This is a genomic window from Gordonia cholesterolivorans, assembly GCF_039531975.1.
GTDB lineage: Bacteria > Actinomycetota > Actinomycetes > Mycobacteriales > Mycobacteriaceae > Gordonia > Gordonia sihwensis.
This window is the reverse complement of record NZ_BAAARB010000015.1, coordinates 48,926-74,646: the sequence shown is the minus strand read 5'-3', so window position 1 is coordinate 74,646 and position 25,721 is coordinate 48,926. Positions and strand designations below refer to the sequence as shown.

Below are 25,721 nucleotides of genomic sequence, written 5' to 3'. Positions count from 1 at the left end.
CGTCCGCTAACCGAGTTCGGCGACCACCGAGTCGACCACCTTGCGCATGTCGCCGGTCTCGGAGAGGACCCGGCGCTGCCGCTGGTAGCTGGCGCCGCCGGCGATGATGTCGGCGACCGTACCCAGTTCCTCGAGGCAGCCCAGCGACGCCGCCACCGGTTCCAGACGCACCAGCAGTTCGGCGAGGTCCTCGGTCACGAGGCGCTCCGAGCATTCGGCGTCTTGGATGATGATCGCATCGAGCCCGTAGCGGGCGGCGCGCCACTTGTTCTCCTGCACCAGCCACGGAGCCATCTGCGGCAGCGTCTGTCCCGCCGACAGGCGCCGGTCGAGGTCGACGATCAAGCAATGGGTCAGGGCGACGATCGCCGCGAGTTCACGCCGGTTCGACACTCCGTCGCAGACCCGCACCTCGATGGTTCCCAGATGGGGCGACGGCCGGATGTCCCAGCGGATCTCGTTGAGGTGGTCGATGATCCCGGTGGTCTTCTGGTCCTGCGCGAAGCCCTCGAACTCCGACCACGACTCGAATTGGAACGGCAGCCCCGCCGTCGGCAACTGCTGGAACATCATCGCGCGGTTGCTCGCATACCCCGTTGAGCGTCCGGCCCACATCGGCGACGACGCGGACAGCGCGAGCAGATGCGGATAGAACTTCAGCAGCGACGACAGGATCGGCAGCACCTTGTCGCGGCTGTCGATGCCCACGTGCACGTGCACGCCCCAGATCAGCATCTGCCTGCCCCACCACTGCGTCCGCTCGATCAACTCGGCGTATCGGTGGCCTTCGGTGAGTTGCTGGGCGGACCACTCCGCGAAGGGGTGGGTGCCCGCGCCGTACAGATCGATGCCGATCTCGTCGCACAGCCCGCGCACCACGTCGAGCGACCCGCCGAGATCGTCCATGGCCTCGCCGACGGTGGTGCAGATGCCGGTGACCAATTCCACCGTGTTGCGCAGCAGTTCGCGATGGATCTTGTCGCGTTGATCGCCGGCACGCGCGTCGACGAGCTCGAAGAGCCGGTCTGCGGCGTTCGACAGGTCGCGACTCGACTTGTCGACCAGGGCGAGTTCCCACTCGACCCCGAGCGTCGGCTTCGGCGACCCGTGGAACGGGATCGCCGCCGGAGTGGTCACCGCGGCTCCTTGCCTCGGGTCGGCGCTAGCTGGTCTGCGAGATCACGCCGCAGGCCAGGCGCGGGGCCTCGGAGCCGCCGTCGGCGAGATCGTGAAGGATGACGGCCTTGCCGCGGATGTCCTGGACGGTGAACGCGTCGGTGGTGGTGCTGGCGCTGGCGGTGCCGTCCTTGAGGACGTTCAGCGTGGCCAGATCGCCCGACTCCGGCTTGCCGGTGTGACCGTCGGCCTGGAAGTGACCGCCGGCGGTGGAGAACCCGGTCGCGGGCTCGCACTTGCCGACCGTGTGGATGTGGATGCCGTGCTCGCCCGGCTTCACACCGGCCACCCGCATCGACACCTTCACGGCCTCGCCCTCCTGCGAGAAGCTGACGAAGCCCACGCGGTTGCCGTCCTTGTTGACCAGGGTGGTCGACGCGGACTGCGCGCTCGCCGGGATGCCGTCGGCGTTCACGACGTCGCCGGGAGCCACCTGGTCGCCGGTAACGACCGCGGGGGTGGTGCCGGGCACGTCACTCGGCTGCTCGTTCGGGGTGCAGGCCGAGAGTGCCAGGGCCGCGCCGCCCGCGGCGGCCACGGCCGCCATGACCCGGACGGTCGAAGCGCGATTGGTGCTACGGACGGTCATGTGTGCTCCTTAGTCGTCGGCGCTGTGGTCGGCTGGGCGGATCTCCATCCGCTTCGCGTGCACGTTGGGGCTGTTGCCGTGTTCGCTGATGTTTACTGTTCGCCAATGATTATGACGGGTGCGTCCGGTCCGCGTGCTACCGGCTCACCACCACGACCGGCAGGCCCTCCGGGCAACGCGTGAAAGCCGTCGGCCGGGGGTTCAGGGCGGCACCGCCCGGCACGGCCGCGGCCACCTTCTTGGCGGCCTCCTCCTGCTCGGGGGAGTAGAAGATGGTGTTCTCGCTGACGCTGGACGTACTCAGGTTCGCCGTCTCACCGACCTTGAATCCGGCGGCCGTGAGCTCCTTGCTGACCGAACCGGCCAGACCGGTCACGTTGCCGGCATTGAGGACGCACAGTTCGGGCACGCCTTCGGTGTCCGCGGCGGGCGCGGTGCTGCTGGACGGAGACTTGCTCGACGTCGCCTGCTCCTGCTGCTTCTCCGACTCGGCGGCGGCCTGTGCGCTCTGCCCGGCGGCCTTGAGGCCGGCGTCGGGATCTTCACCGCTGGTCGTCAACTGATGGATGCCGAGGCCGAGGCAGACGACCGCGATCGCCAACAGCAGCATGGCACCCGCACGCAGCGGAAGTCGGTTGTTCTCTCGCTCAGCATTCATCACGGCAACTCTAACCCACCGGCCACCCGCGCAGCCCGTGCGCAGGCCGTGCCCGCGTCAGGTGATCTCGAACCCGAGCCGTCGTGCCGCGCGGGCCTTCTGGCGCGAGGCGCGGAGCCGACGCAGACGCTTCACCAGCATCGGATCGGCGGCGAGCGCCTCCGGGCGGTCCACCAGTGCCCCCAGCACCTGGTAGTAGCGGGTCGCGGACAGGTTGAACAGTTCCTTGATCGCGTCTTCCTTGGATCCCGCGTACTTCCACCACTGCCGCTCGAAGTTCAGGATCTCCCGCTCACGCCGGGTCAGTCCGTCGGGACCCACCTCGTGGGGGTCGAGGTTCGCAGCCTGGTCGCGGGCTCCGTCGATCGCCGAGGGGTCGTCGCCCTGCGGGCTACTCGCCGTTGCGCCGTTCATCTCGCTCCTCAAACAGCTGGACCGTGCATTCACACCGGCTCGCACGCCGCCTCGGCGCACGAATGACATCAGTGTGGTTCCGTCGAACATCTAACCACGATCGCGGCCGCCGTCCGTGCCGACGCACCGCAGCGAAACCGGACCTCTCGCGCAGTAGACTGCTCTGTCATGGCAATTCTCCCGATCTGCATCATCGGCGAACCCGTGCTGCACCAGCCGACCACCCCGGTCGAGCTCGACGCCGACTCGAAGCCCTCGGCCGAGATCGTCGCTCTGCTCGACGACATGTACGAGACCATGGACGCCGCCAACGGCGTCGGACTCGCGGCGAATCAAGTGGGCCGGCCGCTCCGGATGTTCGTCTACGACTGCCCCGATGCCGGCGCGCGCCGGCGCGGCGAGGTGATCAATCCGATCCTGGAGACCTCCGAGATCCCCGAGACGATGCCCGATCCCGACGACAACGACGAAGGCTGTCTCTCGGTGCCCGGTGAGGGCTTTCCGACGGGGCGGGCCGACTGGGCCAAGGTGGTCGGCACCGACCGCAACGGCGACCGCGTCGAGATCGAGGGCACCGGATTCTTCGCCCGGATGCTGCAGCACGAGACCGGACACCTCGACGGATTCCTGTACGTCGACGTGCTGATCGGGCGCAACGCGCGGGCGGCCAAGAAGGCGATCAAGCGCAACGGCTGGGGCGTGCCCGGCCTCACCTGGCTGCCGGGCACCGTCACCGATCCGTTCGGCCACGACGACTGACCCGCCCGCCGTGCCGTCGCCGGACCCGTCGCCCGTCTCTCGCGGACCGCAGCCCGCGGTCGGCGATCGAGTGGTGGTCCGGTACCGGCTCGGCGCCGACGCGCCCGCCGATTGGCGGGCCTCACCCAATCCCCCGACCGATCGCTCCCCCAGCCTGTCGGACATCACCGGGCTGCTCCGGGAGCGGACCGGCGAGGCGATCGTCGTCGAGCGCGACGGCGTCCGCCACCGCATCCGCACCGATGCGATCACGTCGGTGCGACTGCTCTCGCGACGGGTGGTGCGCAACTCCGAGATCCGCGGCGTGGAGCGAGCGCTGATGCGCGCCGCACCGGCCGCCGAGCGAACCGAGACCGACGGTTGGCTCGTCAACGGCGCCGGCGACTCTCTGCGGTCGGGAGCCGCGGCACCGGTCGACTTCGGCTCCACCGCGGCCGGTCTGCCCGCGGCGCTGCGCTGGCTCGACGGCCGGGGGCTGCCGCGCCGCGTGATCGTCGCCGACCGGCTGATGCGCGTCGCCTCGCTGGGTGCGGCGATCGCGAGTTCGGCCGATTACGAGGTGCTGATCGGCCCCGAGCCGACGGGCCCCACCCCGCCCGGCGACTGGGCGCCGATCGCCGACGGGGTGGTCGCGGTGACGGTGGCGGCGTCCGACGACTCGGCCCGCGCGGCGTGGCGAGCACTGGACTTCGAACTGCACCACACGTGCCGCCTGCTGGCTCTGTAGCGGCGGCGCGATGAATTACGGTGGACGGCGATGCCGAACTCCACCGACCCCGACCTGACCAGGCGACGAATCATCGCTTCGGCGCTCGCCGTCATCGCGCTGCTCGCCATCGCGGCGTTCACGTGGTGGATCGACGGCCGCGACGGCCCCGACGACGCGTCGTCCGCACCGACGTCCACGGCCGCCGGCCCGCTCCTCGGCACGTCCACGGCGGCGCCCGGCCCGGCGACGGTCGAGGCGAGGGGCGGCGACGCTCCCACCCGGGTCACCAAGACGCTGAACGAGATCGATTCGGGCCGGTGGCCGGAGGCGGCGAACGCCCCGGGCACCCACGGCGGCGACACCTTCCGGAACAACGAGCGCAAGCTGCCGGTCAAGTCCGCAGACGGGCGGCGCATCGTCTACAAGGAATGGGACGTCAACCCCAAGAAGCCGGGACGCGGACGTGACGCCGAACGCATCGTGACCGGCAGCGACGGGTCCGCCTGGTACACCCTCGACCACTATCGGACCTTCGTCCAGATCCGGGGGCCGTCGGCGTGACCACCGCTTCCCTGACCGAATTCCTCGCCGGCGAGGGCCCGGCGACAGCGCTCGCGATCGGCGACGTCACCACTTACCGCACCGGCGCAGCGGTCCGGCGGTTGCCGGGCGACCGGATGCGCACGTTGGACGGACTGTACGACCTCTTCGCCGCCGCATGGGACTTCCCCGGCCACTTCGGGCACAACAAAGACGCGTTCGACGACTGCATGGGCGACCTCCCCACCGGTCTGCGGACCCCCACCGGCGCTCGGGCGACGGCATTGCTGACCGTCGTCTCCGATGCCGGCCGACTCCTGGCCGACGCTCCGGAAGGCGACTTCGAGTGGTTCGCCACCTCCCCCGCGCACTGGCGGGAGCGGCTGCGCCGATCGGGCCGCCGCTTCGGACTCGTCCTGCTCACGTCCGCCGACGACGCGGCCGCCGTCGCAGGCCGATGGGAGGGTGCCGGTGCGCCCCTGATGCGGTTGCGGCAGGATTGACGCCATGCGCCTGGCGACGTGGAACGTGAACTCGATCCGCGCCCGATCCGAGCAGGTCGTGGCATGGATGAATCGGCATGCGATCGATGTGCTCGCGATGCAGGAGACCAAGTGCACCGACGATCAGTTCCCGGTGATGAGTTTTCTGGCCCACGGCTACGACGTCGCGTTCCACGGGTCGAGCGGATACAACGGCGTCGCGATCGCGTCCCGGATCGGGGTGCACGACATCCACATCGGATTCGACGGGCAGCCGCTCTACGCCGGTGAACGGGAGGCGCGAGCCATCTCGGCGACCTGCGGTGGCGTGCGCGTCTGGAGCCTGTACGCCCCCAACGGGCGCGAGCCGGGACACGATCACTTCCAGTACAAACTCGACTGGCTCAGCGCCCTCGCCGATGTCACATCGCTGGAACTGTCGCACGATCCCGCCGCCCAGGTCGCTCTCGCCGGAGACTGGAATGTGGCGCCGACCGACGAGGACGTGTGGGACCCCGAGTACTTCGCGTCCCGCACGCACACCTCCGACGAGGAGCGCGCCGCCTTCCGCCGCTTCGTCGAAGGCGGATTCGTCGACAGCGCGGCCCCCTTCACCCCCGGTCCGGGGACCTACACCTTCTGGGACTACCAGGCCGGGCGCTTCGCCCGCAACGAGGGCATGCGCATCGACTTCGCGCTCTGCTCCCCCGCCTTGGACGACCGTATCCACGACGCCTTCATCGACCGCGACGCCCGCGCCGCGGAGGGCGCCAGCGATCACGCCCCCCTCGTGTTCGACCTGAGCTGATCCCGGCGGGTGCGCCGGTCGGTCCGCCTCAGGCGGAGGCCATCGCCACCATGCCGGGATGGGCGTCGAGGAAGTGCTTGGTGAAGGTGCACAGCGGCCGCACCTTGAGCTGGTTGTCGCGCATGTACTGCATGGCGCCGCCGGTGAGCCGAGTGGCCAGCCCGTGGCCGCTGTACTCGTCGTAGAGGACCGTGTGGAGGATCGTCACCACCTCGCCGTCGGGACCGTCGTCGATGCGATAGCCGAGCACGCCGACCAGGTCGCCGCCCACCCGCAACTCGAAGCGCTCCCGCTCCGGATTGTGGGAGACCTCGGAGATCTGGTGCAGCAGCGAGCGCGCCGACTGCGGCGGATGCGAGTGACGGACTTTGCGATGCATTCGTTGACCTCCTGTGACCAGCGTCACAAGATTACGTTCGTTCGACGGGGAGACGCAAGTCACATCTGTCACATCTGCATCACGATGCGACGCGACCGGACGACGTGAGTATGGTGGGCACCGCACAACTTCACACGCGGGGGCTCCCACGGAACCGGGGGCTGAGATGGCGACAGGCGGTCGTCGACCGCCTGAACCTGTCCGGATAATGCCGGCGTAGGGAGGATCATCATGGGCACATCCATGCCTGGAACCACACGTGACGACGCCACCGCCGAGGTGACCTGCGGCCCCATCGAGGGCAGCAGCAAGGTCTACCTCGACGTCGACGGCATGGCCGTTCCCCAGCGTCGAGTGCATCTGACGAACGGCGAGCACCTCGACCTCTACGACACCTCCGGTCCGTACACCGACTCGTCGGCGACCATCGACCTCGAGAAGGGGCTGGCGAAGACGCGCGACTCCTGGGAACGGCCGGCACCGGTGCCCGTGGGCGGGCACGACGCGGCCACCCAGCTGGCCTGGGCACGCGCCGGGATCGTGACGCCGGAGATGAGATACATCGCCGCGCGCGAGGGCGTCGACGCCGAGCTGGTCCGCAGCGAAGTGGCCGCCGGACGCGCGGTGATTCCGGTCAATCACCGCCACCCCGAGTCGGAGCCGATGATCATCGGCAAGGCCTTCGCGGTGAAGGTGAACGCGAACATCGGCAACTCTGCCGTCACCTCGTCCATCGCCGAAGAGGTGGAGAAGATGGTCTGGGCCACCCGGTGGGGCGCCGACACCATCATGGATCTCTCGACCGGCAAGGACATCCACCTCACTCGCGAATGGATCCTGCGCAACTCCCCCGTCCCGGTCGGAACCGTGCCGATCTACCAGGCGCTCGAGAAGGTGAACGGCGATCCCACGCGCCTGACCTGGGAGATCTACCGCGACACCGTCATCGAACAGGCCGAACAGGGCGTCGACTACATGACCGTGCACGCCGGCGTGCTCCTGCGTTACGTCCCGCTGACCGCCAAGCGGGTGACCGGCATCGTCTCGCGCGGCGGCTCCATCATGGCCGCATGGTGTCTGGCCCACCACACTGAGTCGTTCCTGTACACGCACTTCGACGAGCTGTGCGAGATCTTCGCGCGGTACGACATCACCTTCTCGCTCGGCGACGGCCTGCGCCCCGGGTCCATCGCCGATGCGAACGACGAGGCGCAGTTCGCCGAACTGCGGACCCTGGGCGAGCTGACGAAGATCGCCAAGAGCCACGGCGTACAGGTGATGATCGAGGGCCCCGGGCACGTCCCGATGCACAAGATCGCCGAGAACGTCCGGCTCGAGGAAGAGCTGTGTGAGGAGGCCCCGTTCTACACGCTCGGCCCGCTCGCCACCGACATCGCGCCGGCCTACGACCACATCACCTCCGCGATCGGCGCCGCGATGATCGCGCAGGCCGGCACGGCGATGCTCTGCTACGTGACGCCGAAGGAGCACCTGGGGCTGCCGAACCGGGACGACGTGAAGGTCGGCGTCATCACCTACAAGATCGCGGCACACTCGGCCGACCTCGCCAAGGGTCATCCGCGCGCCCAGGAACGCGACGACGCCCTCAGCAAGGCGCGCTTCGAGTTCCGCTGGACCGATCAGTTCAACCTCGCGCTCGATCCCGACACGGCACGCGAGTACCACGATGAGACGATGCCCGCCGAGCCGGCGAAGACCGCGCACTTCTGCTCCATGTGCGGCCCCAAGTTCTGCTCCATGCGGATCTCGGCCGACGTCCGCACCTATGCACAGGAGAACGGGCTCGTCACGCAGGAGGACATCGACGCGCGGCTGGCACAGGACATGGCGGCCAAATCGGCCGAGTTCGCGGCGGCGGGAAACCAGGTGTACCTGCCGATCTCCGAGGCCGCCGCGCCGTGACCCTGCGGCTTCCGCAGGCCGGCCCCGGCGTCACCCCGGTCCGGGTGATGACCGTGGCCGGCTCCGATTCCGGCGGCGGCGCGGGCATTCAGGCCGATATGCGCACCTTCGCGATGCTCGGCCTGCACGCCTGCGTCGCGGTCACCGCGGTGACCGTGCAGAACTCCACCGGGGTCACCGGAATCCAGGAGATCGATCCGGCGGTGGTCGCGGCGCAGATGCACTCGGTGGTTCCCGACATCGGCGTCTGTGCGGTCAAGACGGGGATGCTGGCCTCCGATCCGATCATCACGGCGATCGCCGAGGCCGCGACGCAGCTCGGCATCGGCGGTGACACGGGAGTGCCGCTGGTGGTCGATCCCGTCTGCGCGTCGATGCACGGCGATCCCCTGCTGGCGTCCGACGCCCTCGGTGCGCTCACCGAGCGGTTGATGCCGCTCGCCACGGTCGTCACGCCGAACCTGGACGAGGTGCGCCTACTGACCGGGATCGACGTCGTGGACGGTGCGAGCCAACGGGCGGCCGCCGCGGCACTGCGCGAGACGGGCGCCCGGTGGGCCCTGGTGAAGGGCGGCCACCTGCGGGGCAGCGAACACAGCCCCGACATCCTGTACGACGGCCGAGAGTTCCTGGAGTTCCCGGGCAGACGCATCGACACCCCGCACGACCACGGTGCGGGCGACACCCTGGCCGCGGCGATCACCGGCGCGCTGGGCCACGGCTACCGCGTGCCCGACGCCGTGGCCTTCGCGAAGCGGTGGGTCACCCGCGGCCTGGCCGCCGCCTATCCGCTCGGCGCCGGCCACGGCCCGGTGAACCCGCTGTGGCGGCTCGATCCGGCGGCCGACTCCCCGCCGTGACCGGTGCCGGCCCCGCCGCTATCCGCGCACGCGGTGGCGATACTCCACCGGTCCGACGCCGTAGCGCTGCTTGAACCGGTTCCGGAAGGTCGCGACCGTCGGGAAGCCCGATGAGAGCGCGATGGTGCTGATCGAGGCGCCCGCGTTCTGCATGAGCATCTCGTGGGCGGTCTGCAGCCGGCGATCGGCGATCCGGCTCGCGAGCGAGGTGTCGCAGTTCTCGAAGTAGCGGTACAGCTGGCGGCGCGAGAGGTGCAGCCGCTCGGCGATCGCGTCCGGGGAGAAGCTGGGATCGCGGTGGTGGCGGTCGATGAGGTCGCGAGCGGCCTCCTGGACGAACAGGGCGTTGTCCTCGGTGCCGGTCGGAGAACCGTCGAGTTCCGACAGCGCGGCGACGATCAGATCGACGGCGGCCTGCTCCGAGACGGTGCCCGTCGCCTGCCCCGCATTGAGCGCCGAGGTCTCGGCGGCGAATCGGCGGACGAAGACCGCGGCCGCGCGGGCCAGCGGGGTGTTGGCCGCGATGGGACGCTGCAGCCGCTCGGCGATGTGGCGGTGCTTGCCGAGCCGATTGAACGGGATGAGCAGTCCGGACGGGTCGGCCACGGCGTTGGTCACCAGGCTGTACGGGGTCGCGTTGCTGACGAACACCAGGTCGCCGGGGCCGTAGACGAACTCCCGGCCGTTCTGCCGGATGAGTGACTGTCCGCGCATACCGCTGACACTGACCACCAGAGAGTCCGACGGCTCGTTCCGCACCCGCTCCGCCGTGCGCTCCATCGTCATCGCGGGCTGCAGTGCGCAGTAGGTCACGATCGACGACAGACTCTGTGCGAAGCGCATCGCATGAAAGGTCTCCGGTTCCGCGATGCGGACGTCGACCGTCGGGCTGTAGGCGGTGGTGCCGGAATGGCCGGTGAACCGGTCCGGACGCGGGCGCGTCGGGACACTGCCGACGCCGAGCCGCGCTTCCCATTCGGCGACGGTGCGCGGAGTGAGCCGGGTCGCCAGTCCGGGACGTGCCGCCTGAGGGAACGAAGCGCGCGTATTGGACAGACTTGTCTTGGGCAGGGTTGCACTATGGGGCATGAGGAGACCTTCTACGCATGGGGGACATGGCGAGATGGGCCTGGCTTTGGGAGGGAGCCTTGCTTTCTCATCTGACATACTTGCACACCCAATTATCAGTGTCGAGCGAATCACCAAAAGCGCCAAGGTGATATTCGGGTCACATCGGGCGGGTCCGATCGGCAAACTTGCGTCGCAACTGTCACTACCTGGGGGTAACTGCTAGCAGGCCGGCATCGCGGCATACCCGGCGCGGTACTGTTCTGGGAGACCGCGGCGCGACGACCCGCCGCGGCCCGCATCGTCTCGTCCTAGGAGCGCCCGTGACCCAGCCGCCGAACGACGGCCCCACGACACCCCCGTCGAGCGAGCCGCAGTACCCGGCGTCCGCGGGACAGACCGCCTACAGCAACCAGCCCGCGGGGTACGGCCCGCCGACCGGCCCTCCGGAACCCGTGACGGCCGCCGCCGCGGAGACCGCGGCCGTCCGGCGTTGGCGGATCATCACCGCGGTCGCGTGCCTCGCCGCCGCTCTCGTCATCGTCAGCTTCTTCCTCGTCGGCCAGAGCCGATCGTCCGACAGCCAGGCTCCGGTCACCGAGACCGTCGTCGACACCACCACGGTGATCTCGACGACCACCGGCAGCGCCGCCACGCGCACCGCGACCGACACCGTGACCGAGACCGCGACCGAGACAGCGACGTCGAACGCCACGGCCACGCGCACCGTGACCGACACGGTCACCAGGACCCGGACCGAGACCGACACCAAGACGGTGACCGAAACCGTCGCCCCGCCTGCGAAGTCGGGTTAGCCCACCGGACGCGAGGTCTCCGCGGACGCGGGCGCCCCTCCCGCCCTCGACTGCGCCAGCCGATCACGGAACTCATTGGGGCCCAGACCGTAGGCGCGGCGGAACCGGAAGCGGAAGGCGCCCAGCGACGCGAACCCGCACGCTCGTGCCACCGAGGCGATCGACGCCGCCGGGTTCGATATCAGCAGCACCCGCGCGGCCTGCAGTCGCCGGTCGGCGATCATCTCGGCGACGCTCCGGTCGCAGTCCTCGAAGTGGCGGTAGAACTGGCGCCGGGACAGGTGAAGGCGCCCGGCCAACACCGCCGGTGACAGCGACGGATCGCGGAAGTGCCGCTCGATGAGTTCGTGAGTCTGCTCCCGGACGTAGGCGGTGGTGCCGGACACGTCACCGGTCCGGCAGCCCGTCTCGGCGACCACAGCGGAGAGCATGTCGATCATCGCGATCTCGGCGGCCAGGGTCGGCGTCCGCACATCGCGCGCGATGACCGATGAGACGAACCCGCGGACACTGCGCGCCGCGACCGCCGCCAACAGGGTGTCGGGAATGAGTACACCGGCCGTGGCGAGCGTCCTCGCCCCGACTCCCAGTTCGTCGGCCGGGATCCGCAGCGCGGCCACGTCCGCCAGGTCACCGGACGACGGCGGTTCCGGCGAGCCGCCGGTCACGACCACGACGTGGTCGCCGGACGATCCCGCGGCGTCGGGCATCGCGATCAACAGGAAGTCGCCGTCCGGTGGGGGTTCGGAAACCTCCGCGTGCCACGTCAGCGGTGTGCGCAGCGCCCGTGTGGCCGTCACCACCGACAGCCTGCGCTGGTGGATCGCTGCGCCGAAAGTCTCCGGGTCAGCGCTCGCGAGCCGGTCGGCGCCCACCATGTCCCGGTAGGCCGCCAGTCCCTGCCGCCCGCCGAGAACGAGCGGCGGATCGTCGTCGCACACGCCGACCGACCGGCTCCAGTCCCTGATCTCGTCCGGGGCGGGCCGGGCAGTCATCGTGCCGCCGATGCCCGTGGGAGGACGACGGCCGAGGCCAGGAAGAAGCAGATCGCGCCGACGAAGGTGCCCACGTTGGCGGCCACGGCATCGACGGTGATGCCGCCGACCGTGATGTAGGAGGCGACGGCGGAGACGCCGAATGCCACGCACCCGATGAAGTTGATCTGGCCCGACCACCAGTTCCGGTCACCGGGCGCCCACATCCGTCCCGTGGCGTGGGAGAAGGCGACGAGGACGAAGAACCCGCTCACCAGGAACGCCACCGAGCCGGCCGCGTCCGGAGTCCAGACGAGATGCTTCTCGCCGCGGATGGTGTGCGTCATGAGCGCCCCGCCGGTGCTGACGTTGAACAGCAGTGTGCCGAAGAACTGCGTCGCCGCCGCGAACCACTCGGCGCGAACCATCACCCCCGGCGCATACGAGACGGGGACGGTGGGACTGCCGCTGAGCACCAGTTGGATGAACGCCGCACCGGTGAAGAACCAGGAGCCGGCGAAATAGCAGATGTTCACGACGGACGCGCCGGCCCAGTTCCCGAAACCGGGAGCCGAGCCGATCGCGAACAGCGCAGAGCCGATCATGAAGCCGATGCACTGATGAACCACCGAGGGTGTCAGGATCCGGCTCGTCAGCGCCGTGGTGGCGTTGCGATTGGTCATGGACGGTACGTGTCTCCTGAGCGACTCCCCGCCGCTCGCCTCCCACATTGAGGAGACGAGCAGCGGACCACGGACGTCTAGTGGTGGAAGTGCGAGTTGTTGCCCTCACGCGGCATCGGCGCGTCGAGCTTCTCGAGGAAGTCGACCTCCGCGCGCAGATCGTCGAGCAACTTGTCGGCGAGATCGTGACTGAGCCCGGCCCGCACCACGATCCGTTGCACCGTCATGTCGGCGAGATCGTCGGCCAGCGGGTAGGCGGGCACCTGCCAGCCCTTCATCCGAAGCCGGTCCTGAAGGTCGTACAGGTTCCAGTTCGGGTTCGCGTCCTTCGTGAGCCGCCACGCGAACACCGGGATGGTGTCGCCCTTGCTGATCAACTCGAACGGGCCCATCTCCGCGATCGCCGACGACAGGTACTGCGCCACGTCGAGCGAACCCTGCTGGACGGCGGCATAGCCCGCCCGCCCCAGCCGCAGGAACTGGTAGTACTGCAGCAGCACCTGGGCGCCCGGCCGCGAGAAGTTCAGCGCGAGCGTCGGCATGTCTCCCCCCAGGTAACTGCAGTGGAAGATCATGCTCTCCGGGAGCGCCTCGGCGTCGCGCCAGACGATCCAGCCCACGCCCGGATACACCAGACCGAACTTGTGGCCGGAGGTGCTGACCGATGCGACACGGTCGACGCGGAAGTCCCACTCCAGATCCGGCTGGCAGAACGGCGCGATCATCGCACCCGAGGCACCGTCGACGTGGATGTGCACGTCGAGGCCGGTGTCCTTCTGGATCTGGTCGAGCTTGGCGGAGATCTCCTTCACCGGCTCGTACGCGCCCGTGTACGTCTGGCCCATGATCGCCACCACGCCGATCGTGTTCTCGTCGACGTACTTCTCGAGTTCATAGCCGTCGAGGAACAGATGCTCCTCGGTGATCGGCACCCAGCGAGGCTCCACCTCGAAGTAATTGCAGAACTTCTCCCAGCACACCTGCACCGCTGTCGACATCACCAGGTTCGGCTTCTCGATCGACTCACCCGCGGCCTTGCGCTTGGCCTGCCACCGGCGTTTGAGCGCCAGGCCGCCGAGCATGCAGGCCTCCGACGACCCGATGGTCGAGGTGCCGATCGCCTGGTCGACGTCGGGGTTGTGCCAGAGGTTGCCGAGGATCCGCCAGCAGCGGTCCTCGATCGCCGCCGTCGCCGGGTACTCGTCCTTGTCGATCATGTTCTTGTCGACCGTCTGCATGTACAGGAGTTGCGCCTCCTTGTCCATGTAGGTCGAGACGAAGGTCGCCAGGTTGAGCCGGGCGTTTCCGTCGAGCATCGCCTCGTCGTGCACGATCTGATACGCCGTCTCCGGCAGCATCATCTCGTCGGGCATCTCGAACCGAGGCAGTTCGGTCGCCTCTCCCCCGCGGGTGAACACGGGACTGACGATCATCGAGTCGGTCGAACGCGAGTTGGGCATCTCTTCTCCTTCAACAGCGGTGGGTACAGCGCGGGAACTCGGCGCCGGTCAGACCTCGACTGGCGGATACAAGCGGTCCATCGTGTATTGGCGGTTGCGGTGTGCCGCCCATGTGGACCCTGCCATGAACAGCGCGGTCAGGCCCGCCACCACGGCGATCGCGATCCACAGTCGATGGTCGATTCCGCCGAGCGTCAGCTGGCGCAGACCGTTGACCGTGTAGGTCATCGGGTCCACCCAGTGGATGTACTGGAACGGGAGGGTCGTCGTCGGCACCGGATAGATGCCGCCCGCGGACGTCAGCTGGATCATCAGGAACGCGAGCGTGACCACCCGCCCGACGGCCGGCCCGAACAGCGCGTTGAACATCTGGATCATCGCCAGGAACATCGCGACGATCAGCAGCATGAAGCCGAATGTGGCCACCGGATACGCCGGGCGCATCCCGATCGCGAAGACGACCACCGCGTACAGGATCGCCGCCTGGAGGAAACCGACGGCGAAGGTCGGCGCATAAGATGCGAGCACCACCCGCAGCGAGTCGAGTCCCTGCGCCACCGGCCGAGCCTGGATCGGGGTGAACAGCATCCAGGCGATGATGCAGCCGACGAACAGCGCGAGCGAGAAGAAGAACGGTGCGAAACCGGTACCGAAGGTCGCGGCCTCGTGCTCGGTGTTCTCGGTGAGCTTGACCGGCTGCCCGAGGGTGTCGGCCAGTTCCTTCTTCTGCGCGGCGGACCAGTGCGGTATCGCTTCGACGCCCTGGTTCAGGCCCGACGCCAGTTCCTTGGAGCCGGAGGACAGTTCGACGAGACCGGCGGTGAGCTGGTCGGCGCCGGAACTGAGTTCGGCCGATCCGGCGCGGACCTTCACGAGATCGTCGTGCATGACGCCCGGCTCGAGAAGAGTCATCGCCATGCGCACCGGACTCGACGGATCGGCGAGCTCGCGGCTGACCGCGGCGGTGTCGGTGCTCAACTGCGCCAGCTCAGCCGAGCTCGGCAGATCGGGTCGCTGCGGAGTCGCCAGCTGGCGGCGCACGCCCTCGAGCGCCTGACCTGCGGCGCGGACCGCGGGGTCGGGATGTCCCTTCAGTTGCGCGGTGACGCGGGCGAGAGCCTGCGAGGCGTCGCTCTCCGCGGTGGCCGCGCCGCCGCTGATCGTGCTCAGTCCGGCCGCCGTCCGACTCATCCGGTCGGCCGCCGCGCTCAACTCGGCCGCGCTCATTCCGCGGCCCGGCGATTCCGAGAGCGCCATCAGCGGATCGGTCGCCTCGACGATCGCGTCGTTGAGTTCGTTCAACGCCGACGACAGCTTCGCCGAGCCGTCGTGCGCGGTGACCAGTCCGGCGCTCAGCTCGTTGGCCCCGTCGGCCGCCTGGGTCAGTTTCCCGACCATCGACCCCGCGTCGTTCAGAACGATCTCGAAGGTCTGGGAACCGACCTGCGCCGACACTTTGTTGACCACCTGCTGCGCGGCGTCCTGGCCCATGATGGTCGCGAGGTAGTTGTTCGCGTCGTTGTAGGTGAAGATCAGCTCGGCCGAGCCGGGCTCGCTCGACGTCGGCGAGGCCACCTTGGCGCTGAAGTCCTCGGGCAGGGTGATCGAGAAGTAGTACTTGCCGTCGGCGACACCCTGGGCGCCCTCCTCCTCGGACACCACGTGCAGGTCGAGCTGCTTCGAGTCGATGAGCCCCTGCACCACTTGGTCGCCGGCGTCGAGCTTGTTCCCCATCACTTCGGCGCCCTTGTCCAGGTTCACCAGAGCCACCGGGATCTTGTCGACGGCGTTGAACGGGTTCCAGAACGCCCACAGGTAGAGCGCACCGTAGAGCAGCGGCATCAGGATGATGACGGCCAGCGCGAGCCGTGGCATCCGCCCGCGGTAGTAACGCTTGAAATCGCTTCCCGGCGAAAAGGCGGCGAGCATGTCAGATGTTCCGATCTGCCGGCTCGAGCCGGACGAATTCGCGGTCCGTCAGATTGTCGACTCGCTCCACTCGGACGAGTCCCCGGTGCGCCGGCGCGCCGTTCACGTCGGCCGTCACCACCGTCTGTTCGCGCCCGAGCGCGACGAGCCGGTCGAGCAACAGGTTCGAGTTCTCCACCCGCGTCAGGTTGTCGACCCCGCCCACCACGAGCAGCTCCGACCTCCCGATGTTCGCGACCGCGATCCGGAAGAGCGCCGCGGTCAGCTCGGGCAGTTCCTCGACGTACGACATCAGCGGCGGCAGTTGCAGATCGTCCCCGAACACCGGACGGCAGATCCGTTCCAGGTCGTCTTCACGCGCCTGTTTCACCCAGCGGTACCAGGGCGCGTGCCAGCGCAGCTGTTCGGTGAGCACGTCCCGGACGCGAATCGTCTGCTCGATGCCGTCGACCTCGTCGATGAACGCCATCGCGGAGTGATTGAACAGATGGTGGGCGTCGTCGGTGCGGCCGAAGGCCGTCAGCGTTCCCTTCGTCGGGCGCATCCGCCCGCACAGCGTCAGCAGCAACGCCGTCCGGCCGCGGCCGCCCGACCCCTGCAGAACGGTGACGCCGCCGCGTGGCACCGTCACTTCGACGGGACCGTAGATGTGTCCCCACGACGCGTCGACCCCCAGGTCGATGCCGTGCAGCAGCGGATCGGTGTCGAACGCCGCGGTCTCGTACTGGATCGTCACGTCCGTCCTCACACCGCGTTCTTGACGACGACGCCGTCTTTGACGATCAGGACGAACTTCTCGTCGGGCTGTGCGATCACCGAGAGGTCGGCGATCGGATCGCCGTCGATCAACAGCAGGTCGGCCCACGCGCCCTCGGCGATCACGCCGAGCCGGGCCGACGCGTACGGATTGCGCGGACCGGCCATCTCGAACAGGGCGGCGTTGCCGGAGGTGAGCATCTTCAGCGCCTCGACATTCGAGTAGTAGTCGCCCAGCCGCGCGGCCATCACGCTCTGCCGGGGCGCCGCTTCGGGCTCCAGCAGCAGATCGGTGCCGAAGGCCACCTGCACACCGTGCTTGCGCGCCCAGCCGTACACCGCTTCGGTGCCCGCGCAGATCTGTGTGTTCTTCGCTGCTCTCGCGGGGTCCGGATAGTGGTGATCGGCCTCGGCGAAGGGCTGCATCGACAGCCACAAACCCTTTTCCCCGATGAGCGCGACGGTCGCCTCATCCGCCAGGTGACCGTGCTCGATGGACCGCACACCGGCCTCGATCGCCCGGCGCACTCCGTCGACGGTGTAGACGTGGGTCGCCACATAGGTGCCGTAATCGGCGGCCGCGGCGACGGCGGCGCGGATCTCGTCCGGCGTGAACTGCAGGGTGTACAGCGGGTCGTACATCGACGCGGCGCCACCTCCGACGGTGAGCTTGATCTGGCTCGCGCCTTTGCGGAGTTGCTCGCGCACCGCGGCCAGCACCCGGTCGACGCCGTCGGCCACCCGCGTGAAGCCGATCTCATCGGTCCGCGAGGGGCCGCCCCCGAACTCCTGCGGAGTCTGATAGACGAACGCGAAGTCGGCGTGACCGGAGGTCTGCGAGATCATCGCCTGGCTGGGGAAGATCCGCGGGCCCTCGAAGTCGCCGCGGTCGATGGAGGTCTTGATCGGCGCCACGTCGCCGCCCATGTCGCGGACGGTGGTGAACCCTCGGTGCAGCATGCGCCTCGCCTCGGCGAGGGTGTTCGTGTACAGGCTGCCGGTGGGCCCGGCCACGAAGTCCAGGTAGCCGTTCGCATTGCCCATCAGATGCACGTGCGCGTCGGACAGACCGGGCATCAGGAACTTGCCGCCCGCGTCGATCACCGTGGCGTCGGCCGACTGCGCATCGATCGGATCGGTGGACACCGCGGCGATCGTGCGTCCGTCGATCAGGACGTCGACTCCGTCCGCGGCTCGGTCGGCGAGACCGTCGAACACCCGTGCATTCTTGATAAGAGTTCTACGAGAATCCTTCGCATTGCCCATATTTCGGAACGCTATCCGAGAGCCTTGCCCCGCGGGAGGCAATGCACTTTCTCAAATCGGGCCTCCAACGAGAACCGTCGGCCCCGGAAAAATCCTCCTACCTGCAAACATTCATCGTCGCCACAGGTCCGACCAAGCGGGAGTATCGGACCAGTGGCACGAAACGGGACACAGACGGCACGGTTCGGCGTCTGTGCCCCGGAACGCCTCGGCCGGTCAGGCCAGCGCGCGCAGCTTCGGCACCACGTCGGCGGTGAACGACTCGAGGAACCGGCGCTGGTCGTGCCCGGGGTTGTGGAAGACCAGATGGTTGAGCCCGGCGTCGAGATAGGGCTTGATCTGCGCGATCGCGTCGTCCGGATCCGACGCGACGATCCACCGCTTGGCGACCTGTTCGATCGGGAGTTCGCCGGCGAGCCGCTCCATCTCCACCGAGCTGTTCACGCTGTGCTTCTGCTCCGGGGTCAGTGACAGCGGCGCCCAGAAGCGGGTGTTCTCGAGGGCCGTCTCCGGGTCGCGGTCGTAGGAGATCTTGATCTCGATCATCCGGTCGATGTCGGTGAACTCCCGCTCGGCCTTGGCGGCGCCCTCCTTCACCGCCGGGATGAGCTTCTCGGTGTACAGCTCCATACCCTTGCCGGAGGTGCAGATGAAACCGTCGCCGGCCCGTCCGGCGTACCGGGCCACCACCGGACCGCCCGCCGCGATGTACACCGGCACCGGCTCGGCGGGGATGTCGTACATGTAGGCGCCCTGGGTGCGGTAGTAATCGCCGTCGAAGTCGACCTTCTCGCCGGTCCACAGCTCGCGCATCAGGCGGACCGACTCCCTCAGGCGCGCGAAGCGCTCCTTGAACTCCGGCCAGTCGCCCTGGAACCCGGTGGCGTACTCGTTCAGCGCCTCACCGGTGCCGACGCCGAGCATCACCCGGCCGGGGTACAGGCACGCCATCGTCGCGAACGCCTGGGCGATCACAGCGGGGTTGTAGCGGAAGGTCGGGGTGAGCACCGAGGTGCCCATCTGCAGTCGCTGCGTCCGTTCGCCGACCGCGGCCATCCACGCGAGGGAGAACGGGGCGTGTCCGCCGTTGTGCCGCCACGGCTGGAAGTGGTCGCTGACCGTCACCGAGTCCAGACCGAACTCCTCCGCCATCACGCCGACCTCGACCAGTTCGCGCGGGTCGAACTGCTCCGCCGACGCCTTCAGTCCGAGTTTGAGCGGTGCCGCCATGTTTCATCTCCTGAGCGCTGGTGATACAAGCATCGATACGTGCCGGTGATCGAGCGTCGCCGGCCCGACGTGATCCAGCTTACGGTCCGCTCCGGTGAGCTCGTCGAGCAGGCGAAACCGGCTCGGACCCGCAGTGTGCCGCCCAGCGCGACCGTTCGCCCTGTTGCACAATTACCTCGACGTGCCGTGGTGGCCCGTTGCTCGTTCGCGTCGCCTCCCGGAGGTCCATCACCCGTGCCGATCCCGCCCGAGTACCTGCTCTCGTCCCAGGCACCGGCTCCGCGCACCCTGTGCGAGATCCTCGCCGCCACCGCCGAGCGGTACCCGGACGCGCCGGCCGTCGACGACGGCGACCGCATGGTCTCGTACTCCGAACTCGCCGTCCTGGTGCGTCGAGTGGCCCGCAGGCTCGCGTCGATCGGCATCGGACGCGGGCACCGGGTGGGTATCCGGATGCCCTCGGGCGATCGCCATCTGTACATCGCGATTCTCGCGACCCTGTACGCGGGCGCGGCCTACGTGCCGGTGGACGCCGACGACCCCGACGAACGCGCGCGACTGGTCTTCGGCGAGGCCGACGTCGACGCGATCATCGACGCCGACGGCGTCCATCGGCGCACCGACCGCGAGACCCGCACCGATCACGACCCCGCACTCCTGTCGTCCCCGGCGACCACCGCCGACGACGCGTGGATCATCTTCACCTCCGGCTCCACCGGGAAGCCGAAGGGCGTGGCGGTGACCCACCGCAACGCCGCCGCGTTCGTCGACGCGGAGGCCCAGCTGTTCCTGCAGGACGAACCGCTCGGACCCGGCGACCGCGTGCTCGCCGGCCTCTCGGTCGCCTTCGACGCGTCCTGCGAGGAGATGTGGCTGGCGTGGCGCAACGGCGCCTGCCTCGTACCCGCGCCGCGGGCGCTCGTCCGTTCCGGAATGGACCTCGGTCCGTGGCTGGTGAAGCGCGACATCAACGTCGTCTCGACCGTCCCCACCCTGGCGGCGATGTGGCCGGCCGAGGCCCTCGAAGCCGTCCGTCTGCTGATCTTCGGGGGTGAGGCGTGCCCTCCCGAACTGGCCGACCGTCTCGCGACGGACGACCGGGAACTGTGGAACACCTACGGGCCCACCGAGGCCACCGTGGTGGCCTGCGCCGCGCAGATGCACCGGGGACGGCCGGTGCGGATCGGTCTGCCGCTGCGCGGCTGGGACCTCGCGGTGGTGGGAGCCGACCAACAGCCGGTGGAGCCGGGGCAGACTGGCGAACTCGTGATCGGCGGCGTGGGGCTGGCCCGCTACCTCGACCCGGTCAAGGACGCGGAGAAGTATTCGCCGATGCCCTCGCTCGGCTGGGATCGCGCCTATCGCAGCGGCGACCTGGTGCGGATGTGCGACGACGGTCTCGACTTCGTCGGCCGGGCGGACGATCAGGTCAAGATCGGCGGTCGGCGCATCGAACTCGGCGAAGTCGACAACGCGCTCCAGAATCTCCCCGGGGTCAGCGGTGCGGCGGCCGCCGTCCGCAAGACAGCCACCGGGAACGCCCTGCTGGTGGGCTATCTCGCGTCGGCCGACCCGAGTTTCGACGTCGCGGCCGCGCAAGCGCTGCTGCGCGAGGACCTGCCCGCCGCGCTGGTGCCCCGGCTGGTCCTCATGGACGAGCTGCCCACCCGCACCTCGGGCAAGGTCGACCGCGACGCGCTGCCCTGGCCGGTGCCGGGCACGGACTCCTCGGACGGCGGCGGCGATCTCACACCCACCGAGGCGTGGCTCGCCGAACAGTGGACGGCGGTGCTGGGCGTCGGTGTCGACTCGGCCGAAGCCGACTTCTTCGCCGAGGGCGGCGGATCGCTCTCCGCGGCTCAACTGGTGACGGCACTGCGCGCCCGTTACCCCGAGATCACCGTCGCCGACCTCTACGACCACCCCCGGCTCGGCTCGCTGGCCGAGCTCCTCGACTCCCTGGCACCCGGGGCCACCGTCGCACCGCGGTCGGTGACGCCGGTGCCGCGGTCCACCGGATTCGCGCAGGCGGCCGCATCCATCCCACTCGCCACGCTCACCGGCATCCAGTGGATCACCTGGCTGGGCGTCGCGAACAACGTCGGTCGCGCCGCCGCCGACGCCCTCGGCTACTCCGCGCCGTGGCTGGCGTCGGTGAACTGGTGGCTGCTGATCGTCGCGTTCCTGGTGTTCGTGACTCCCTTCGGCCGGTTGGTGATCGCCGCCGCCGGAGCTCGCGCCCTGCTCGCGGGGGTCGGTCCCGGCACGTATCCGCGCGGCGGATCCGTCCACGTGCGCCTGTGGGCCGCCGAACGCTTGATGCAGGCCAGCGGTGCCCACAATCTCTCGGGAGCCCCGTGGCTCCCGACGCTGGCCCGGGCGCTCGGTGCGAGCATCGGCCGCGGCGTCGACCTGCACTCGCTGCCGCCGGTCACCGGGCTGCTGGAGATCGGCGACGGCGCCGCCGTGGAGCCGGAGGTCGACCTCGCGGGCTGGTGGATCGACGGAGACGAGCTCGTGATCGGCGAGATCGCGATCAAGCCCGGCGCCACCGTGGGATCGCGCTCGACGCTGTTCCCGGGCGCCACCGTGGGACGCGACGCGATCGTCGACCCGGGATCGGCGGTGCGCGGGAAGGTGAAGTCGCGACAGCGATGGGCGGGCTCGCCGGCCGCCAAAGTCGGCAAAGCGAAAGCCGACTGGCCCGAGCACCGGCCCCCGCGGCGTCGCCGGTGGGTGCCGGTATATGCGTGCAGCGCCTTCCTCATCTCCGGGATACCGCTGGTGTCGCTGGCCGTCGGGCTCACCGTGATCGGCTCCTGGGCGCTGCCCGCGGACTCGATGGGCGCCGCCGCGGCACGCGGCCTGGCGGTGGCGCCGGTCGCCGCCGTGGCCGCGATGGCCGCGTTCGCGCTGCTCATCCTGGTGGCGGTGCGGCTGCTGTCGATCGGAATGCGCGCCGGGGTGTACCCCGTCCGGTCGCGCATCGGGTGGCAGGTGTGGGCCACCGAACGGCTCATGGACTCGGCGCGAACCTACCTGTTCCCGCTGTACGCGAGCCTGCTCACCCCCTGGTGGTTCCGCGCCCTGGGCGCCCGGATCGGCCGGGGGACGGAGATCTCCACCGCGCTGGTGATCCCGAAGTTCACCAGTGTCGGCGACGACTCGTTCCTCGCCGACGACACGCTGATGGCGTCGTACGAACTCGGGGGCGGCTGGATGCGCGTCGGCGAGGCCAAGGTCGGCAAGCGAGCCTTCCTCGGCAACTCCGGCATGGTGGCGCCCTCGCGCAAGCTGCCGAAGAATTCGCTGGTGGCGGTGCTGTCGTCCGCGCCGACGAAGTCCAAGAGCGGGTCGAGTTGGCTCGGCAGCCCGCCGGTGCGGTTGCGGCGGACGGCGTCGGAGTCCGACACGTCACGGACCTTCGCCCCGCCCACCCGGCTCCGCGTGGCGCGCGGGGTGGTCGAGACTCTGCGGATCATCGCGGTGATGGTCTCGTTCGGTATCGGGGTCGGGGTGCTGTTCGCGCTGCAGTCGCTGGCCGTGACGACGAACGTGCTGGTGGCCGCCGCATGCAGCGGGCTGATCCTGCTGGCGGCGGGAGCGGTCGCGGGCGTGATCGCGGCGATCGCCAAATGGACGGTCGTGGGGCGCATTCGCGCATCGGAGCATCCGCTGTGGAGTTCGTTCGTCTGGCGCAACGAACTCTCCGACGCCTTCGTCGAGACGGTCGCCGCCCCCTGGTTCGCCAACGCCGCGGCCGGCACCCCGGTGCTCAACCTGTGGCTGCGGGCGCTGGGCGCGCGCATCGGCCGCGGCGTGTGGTGCGAGTCGTACTGGCTGCCCGAAGCCGACCTGGTGACGCTCGGCGACGGCGCGACCGTCCAGCGCGGCTGCGTGGTGCAGACGCATCTGTTCCACGACCGCGTGATGGCGATCGACTCGGTGACCCTCGCGGCGGGTGCCACACTCGGCCCGCACTGCGTGGCGCTGCCGGCCTCCGGCATCGAGACGTCGGCGACGGTCGGGCCCGCGTCGCTCGTGATGCGCGGCGACGTGGTTCCGGCGCACACGCGCTGGCAGGGCAATCCGATCACGCCGTGGCCGCGCTGACCGTCGTCACGCGGCGTCGCAGGTTCAGCGGTAGGCTCCAACTGCCGCGCCAATCGACCAACGGGAAGGCTGTCTGTGCCAGGCAAGATCGAGAAGTCCGCGTGGCACACCCCCAAACTCAGTGCGGCTTCCCATGAGTTGGATCCGTACCTTCCCCGCAACGGCAACCTCGGGTACCGCGTCTCCCGCTACGATCTGCACCTCGAGTACCGAGTCAGCAGCAACAGGCTGTCCGGGACCGCGGTCATCACCGCGTCGTCGTACCAGCAACTGAGCCGGTTCAGCCTCGACCTCGCGACGGGCATGCGCGTGGACCGCGTGACGGTCAACGACCGGCGCGCACGCTTCTCCCACCGGCTCGGCAAGCTGTCGATCACGCCGCCGGCGCCGGTGCCACCGGGCGGTGCGCTGACGGTGGAGGTGCGCTACCGCGGCAGTCCCCGGCCGATACGGGGTCCCTTCGGCGACGTCGGATGGGAGGAACTCGACAACGGCTCGCTGTGCGCCAATCAGCCGAACGGCGCGCCGTCATGGTTCCCCTGCGACGACCATCCCGAGGCCAAGGCGCCGTTCCGCATCGAGATCACCACCGACAGCCCGTACTTTGCGCTCGCGAACGGCCGGCTCGCGTCCAAACGCCGCCGCGCCGCGCAGACCACCTGGGTGTACGAACAGGTGGAGCCGATGGCGACCTACCTGGCCGCTATTCAGATCGGACAGTACGAACACCGGACGATGGCGGAGGAACCGGTGCCGGTGCATGCGCTGGTCCCGCCCGCGCTCCGCGCTCGGTTCGACGTGAGCTTCGCCAGGCAGCCGCAGATGATGCGCGCCTTCATCGAGATGTTCGGCCCGTATCCGTTCCGCGAATACACTGCCGTCGTCACCGAGGACGACCTCGACATCCCCCTCGAATCTCAGGGCTTCTCCACCTTCGGCGCCAACCACTGCGACGGCACTCGGGAACACGAGCGCCTCGTCGCGCACGAGCTCGCGCATCAGTGGTTCGGCAACTCGGTGACGGTCGCGCGCTGGCGCGACATCTGGCTGCACGAGGGCTTCGCCTGCTACGCCGAGTGGCTGTGGAGCCAGCACTCCGGCGGCAGGTCGGCCGACGAGTGGGCGCGGCACTACTACGCCAAGCTCGCCGCCGCGCCGGTCCGCGTCCCGCTCGCCGACCCCGGCGCCGAGGAGATGTTCGAGGACTGGGTCTACAAGCGCGGCGCGATGACCTTGCACGCGCTGCGTCTGCGGATCGGCGACGGCGAGTTCTTCGCTCTCCTCCGCCGGTGGACGGAGAAGTACGCCTACGGCTGCGTGACCACCGAGGACTTCATCGCGCTCGCCTCCACCTTCTCCACATCGTCGCTGAACGACATCTGGCAGGACTGGCTCTTCACCCCCGCGCTCCCGCCGTTCCCGTCCCTGGGCTGAGCGCGCCGCAGATCTCGCCACCGCCGAGTCGGATCCGGCGAGTCCGACTTGCGTGCAATGATCCAGTCATGCTTTCGAACTCGACCGAACGTCGCCGCACCGGGTTCACCCGTGCGATCGTCTTCGCAGCGACGCCTGTCCTGCTGGTCACAGCACTGACGGCGTGCGGCTCACCGTCCTCGTCGACCGCGACGACGACTGTCACCGAGTACATCGACCGGACGTACACGGTGGTCCCGAGCACCACGAAGCGCGCGACGGCCTCGACACCGACGTTGAAGGTCGGAGACTCGGTCGACGTCCCCTGCGACAGCAACGATTCCGTCGTCTGCATGACACTGAAGCTGACCGATCTCAACCTGAACGCGGAGTGCTCCGACTCCTATCGGCCCGCGGACAGATACGTTGCGCTGACATTTGCCGCCGAGATGCCCGCAGACGCTTCGCCGGAGTTCACCTCGCCATTCCGCTCGTTTCCGTGGAGTGGTGTCGCCGGCAACCGGGCGGTTGAAGTCGAACCGTCCGTCACTTGTCCCGGCAGTTCGCAGTTGAACCTGATGAAGGAGTTTCCAGGGCTGACCGCTGACGGCACGGTGGTGCTCGGAGTCCCCCAAGGAACCACCGAAGTGCGATTCGCAGCTCACCACCGACCGCTGTTCCGCGTCGCTGTCGGGGGTTGACGTCGCTTCTTCGCCT

Annotated in this window: 25 protein-coding genes and 1 riboswitch; of the genes, 11 read left to right on the top strand and 14 right to left on the bottom strand. The window is 69.0% G+C overall.

Translation table 11 applies throughout. From position 1 onward, the window contains the following. Nucleotides 1-6 precede the first annotated feature (6 nt). The 4 genes from ABFX36_RS13865 to napA all read right to left on the bottom strand — a co-directional run bounded on the left by ABFX36_RS13865 (nt 7) and on the right by napA (nt 2,837). Nucleotides 7-1,137 (bottom strand): glutamate--cysteine ligase, encoded by a 1,131-nt coding sequence (locus ABFX36_RS13865; RefSeq protein ID WP_006898000.1) that lies wholly within the window; start codon nt 1,135-1,137, stop codon nt 7-9. A gap of 25 nt (nt 1,138-1,162) precedes the next feature. Beyond that, on the bottom strand, nt 1,163-1,765 hold the full coding sequence (locus tag ABFX36_RS13860) for a superoxide dismutase family protein (RefSeq protein WP_006897998.1): 603 nt from the start codon (nt 1,763-1,765) through the stop codon (nt 1,163-1,165). A gap of 136 nt (nt 1,766-1,901) precedes the next feature. After that, complete coding sequence (locus ABFX36_RS13855) at nt 1,902-2,423, bottom strand: LytR C-terminal domain-containing protein (protein ID WP_006897997.1); 522 nt, start codon at nt 2,421-2,423, stop codon at nt 1,902-1,904. Between the two features lie 57 nt (nt 2,424-2,480). Next, on the bottom strand, nt 2,481-2,837 hold the full coding sequence (napA, locus tag ABFX36_RS13850; protein ID WP_006897996.1) for a nucleoid-associated protein NapA: 357 nt from the start codon (nt 2,835-2,837) through the stop codon (nt 2,481-2,483). Between the two features lie 168 nt (nt 2,838-3,005). On the opposite strand from napA, the gene ABFX36_RS13845 reads away from it, so the two are divergent. From ABFX36_RS13845 to ABFX36_RS13825, 5 genes are read left to right on the top strand one after another with little or no spacing between them, the layout of a single operon-like run. Continuing rightward, nucleotides 3,006-3,596, top strand: coding sequence for a peptide deformylase (locus ABFX36_RS13845; protein WP_006897995.1), 591 nt, complete (start codon nt 3,006-3,008; stop codon nt 3,594-3,596). Between the two features lie 10 nt (nt 3,597-3,606). Beyond that, entirely contained in the window at nt 3,607-4,323 is a 717-nt protein-coding gene (locus ABFX36_RS13840; RefSeq protein WP_101841518.1) for a GNAT family N-acetyltransferase, cg3035/Rv0428c family, read from the top strand. A gap of 30 nt (nt 4,324-4,353) precedes the next feature. Beyond that, nucleotides 4,354-4,866, top strand: coding sequence for a guanyl-specific ribonuclease (locus tag ABFX36_RS13835; protein ID WP_346076793.1), 513 nt, complete (start codon nt 4,354-4,356; stop codon nt 4,864-4,866). Continuing rightward, nucleotides 4,863-5,348 (top strand): barstar family protein, encoded by a 486-nt coding sequence (locus tag ABFX36_RS13830; RefSeq protein ID WP_045540515.1) that lies wholly within the window; start codon nt 4,863-4,865, stop codon nt 5,346-5,348. The genes ABFX36_RS13835 and ABFX36_RS13830 overlap by 4 nt, the downstream gene beginning before the upstream one ends. Before the next feature lie 4 nt (nt 5,349-5,352). After that, nucleotides 5,353-6,135, top strand: coding sequence for an exodeoxyribonuclease III (locus ABFX36_RS13825; protein ID WP_045540517.1), 783 nt, complete (start codon nt 5,353-5,355; stop codon nt 6,133-6,135). Nucleotides 6,136-6,163: 28 nt separating this feature from the next. Here the strand turns inward: ABFX36_RS13825 and ABFX36_RS13820 are convergent, their stop codons facing one another. Then, nucleotides 6,164-6,514: a GNAT family N-acetyltransferase gene (locus ABFX36_RS13820; RefSeq protein ID WP_006897990.1), complete on the bottom strand. Its 351-nt coding sequence runs from the start codon at nt 6,512-6,514 to the stop codon at nt 6,164-6,166. A gap of 126 nt (nt 6,515-6,640) precedes the next feature. Beyond that, nucleotides 6,641-6,754: riboswitch (TPP riboswitch) on the top strand. Between ABFX36_RS13820 and thiC the strand changes: the two genes are divergently transcribed. Together thiC and thiD are read left to right on the top strand one after the other, a co-directional pair. After that, nucleotides 6,746-8,437, top strand: coding sequence for a phosphomethylpyrimidine synthase ThiC (gene thiC, locus ABFX36_RS13815; protein ID WP_082084081.1), 1,692 nt, complete (start codon nt 6,746-6,748; stop codon nt 8,435-8,437). Its footprint overlaps the riboswitch before it by 9 nt. A gap of 47 nt (nt 8,438-8,484) precedes the next feature. Next, nucleotides 8,485-9,297 (top strand): bifunctional hydroxymethylpyrimidine kinase/phosphomethylpyrimidine kinase, encoded by an 813-nt coding sequence (gene thiD, locus ABFX36_RS13810; RefSeq protein ID WP_062366550.1) that lies wholly within the window; start codon nt 8,485-8,487, stop codon nt 9,295-9,297. 18 nt (nt 9,298-9,315) lie between these two features. On the opposite strand, the gene ABFX36_RS13805 is transcribed toward thiD, so the two are convergent. Further along, nucleotides 9,316-10,386, bottom strand: a complete 1,071-nt coding sequence (locus ABFX36_RS13805) for a helix-turn-helix domain-containing protein (RefSeq protein WP_006897987.1) — start codon at nt 10,384-10,386, stop codon at nt 9,316-9,318. 302 nt (nt 10,387-10,688) lie between these two features. Here ABFX36_RS13805 and ABFX36_RS13800 point away from each other — a divergent pair, with 302 nt between their 5' ends. Beyond that, the gene (locus tag ABFX36_RS13800) at nt 10,689-11,180 is read left to right on the top strand and encodes a hypothetical protein (protein WP_006897986.1); all 492 of its coding nucleotides are present in this window, start codon (nt 10,689-10,691) and stop codon (nt 11,178-11,180) included. Here ABFX36_RS13800 and ABFX36_RS13795 read toward each other — a convergent pair. The 7 genes from ABFX36_RS13795 to fgd all read right to left on the bottom strand — a co-directional run bounded on the left by ABFX36_RS13795 (nt 11,177) and on the right by fgd (nt 19,478). Beyond that, complete coding sequence (locus ABFX36_RS13795; RefSeq protein ID WP_346076789.1) at nt 11,177-12,175, bottom strand: helix-turn-helix domain-containing protein; 999 nt, start codon at nt 12,173-12,175, stop codon at nt 11,177-11,179. The two genes, ABFX36_RS13800 and ABFX36_RS13795, sit on opposite strands and share 4 nt — an antisense overlap. Beyond that, nucleotides 12,172-12,837 carry a hypothetical protein gene (locus tag ABFX36_RS13790; RefSeq protein WP_006897984.1) on the bottom strand — a complete coding sequence of 222 codons (666 nt, stop codon included), beginning with the start codon at nt 12,835-12,837 and terminating at the stop codon, nt 12,172-12,174. The genes ABFX36_RS13795 and ABFX36_RS13790 overlap by 4 nt, the downstream gene beginning before the upstream one ends. Nucleotides 12,838-12,914: 77 nt before the next feature. Next, nucleotides 12,915-14,297 carry a glutamate decarboxylase gene (gene gad, locus ABFX36_RS13785; RefSeq protein ID WP_006897983.1) on the bottom strand — a complete coding sequence of 461 codons (1,383 nt, stop codon included), beginning with the start codon at nt 14,295-14,297 and terminating at the stop codon, nt 12,915-12,917. A 48-nt stretch (nt 14,298-14,345) separates the two neighbouring features. Continuing rightward, complete coding sequence (locus ABFX36_RS13780) at nt 14,346-16,226, bottom strand: YhgE/Pip domain-containing protein (protein ID WP_006897982.1); 1,881 nt, start codon at nt 16,224-16,226, stop codon at nt 14,346-14,348. 1 nt (nt 16,227) lies between these two features. Beyond that, on the bottom strand, nt 16,228-16,962 hold the full coding sequence (locus ABFX36_RS13775) for an ATP-binding cassette domain-containing protein (protein ID WP_006897981.1): 735 nt from the start codon (nt 16,960-16,962) through the stop codon (nt 16,228-16,230). Nucleotides 16,963-16,970: 8 nt separating this feature from the next. Next, a complete protein-coding gene (locus tag ABFX36_RS13770; protein ID WP_006897980.1) occupies nt 16,971-18,248 on the bottom strand; it encodes a metal-dependent hydrolase family protein in 1,278 nt (425 codons plus the stop codon). 216 nt (nt 18,249-18,464) lie between these two features. Continuing rightward, the gene (gene fgd, locus ABFX36_RS13765) at nt 18,465-19,478 is read right to left on the bottom strand and encodes a glucose-6-phosphate dehydrogenase (coenzyme-F420) (RefSeq protein ID WP_006897979.1); all 1,014 of its coding nucleotides are present in this window, start codon (nt 19,476-19,478) and stop codon (nt 18,465-18,467) included. Between the two features lie 234 nt (nt 19,479-19,712). On the opposite strand from fgd, the gene ABFX36_RS13760 reads away from it, so the two are divergent. Together ABFX36_RS13760 and ABFX36_RS13755 are read left to right on the top strand one after the other, a co-directional pair. After that, complete coding sequence (locus ABFX36_RS13760) at nt 19,713-23,591, top strand: Pls/PosA family non-ribosomal peptide synthetase (protein ID WP_346076785.1); 3,879 nt, start codon at nt 19,713-19,715, stop codon at nt 23,589-23,591. A gap of 75 nt (nt 23,592-23,666) precedes the next feature. Further along, the gene (locus tag ABFX36_RS13755) at nt 23,667-25,025 is read left to right on the top strand and encodes a M1 family metallopeptidase (RefSeq protein WP_428832061.1); all 1,359 of its coding nucleotides are present in this window, start codon (nt 23,667-23,669) and stop codon (nt 25,023-25,025) included. On the opposite strand, the gene ABFX36_RS13750 is transcribed toward ABFX36_RS13755, so the two are convergent. After that, entirely contained in the window at nt 24,988-25,359 is a 372-nt protein-coding gene (locus tag ABFX36_RS13750) for a hypothetical protein (RefSeq protein ID WP_346076783.1), read from the bottom strand. The genes ABFX36_RS13755 and ABFX36_RS13750 overlap by 38 nt on opposite strands. Between ABFX36_RS13750 and ABFX36_RS13745 the strand changes: the two genes are divergently transcribed. After that, nucleotides 25,358-25,705 (top strand): hypothetical protein, encoded by a 348-nt coding sequence (locus tag ABFX36_RS13745; RefSeq protein ID WP_346076781.1) that lies wholly within the window; start codon nt 25,358-25,360, stop codon nt 25,703-25,705. The genes ABFX36_RS13750 and ABFX36_RS13745 overlap by 2 nt on opposite strands. Nucleotides 25,706-25,721 lie beyond the last annotated feature (16 nt).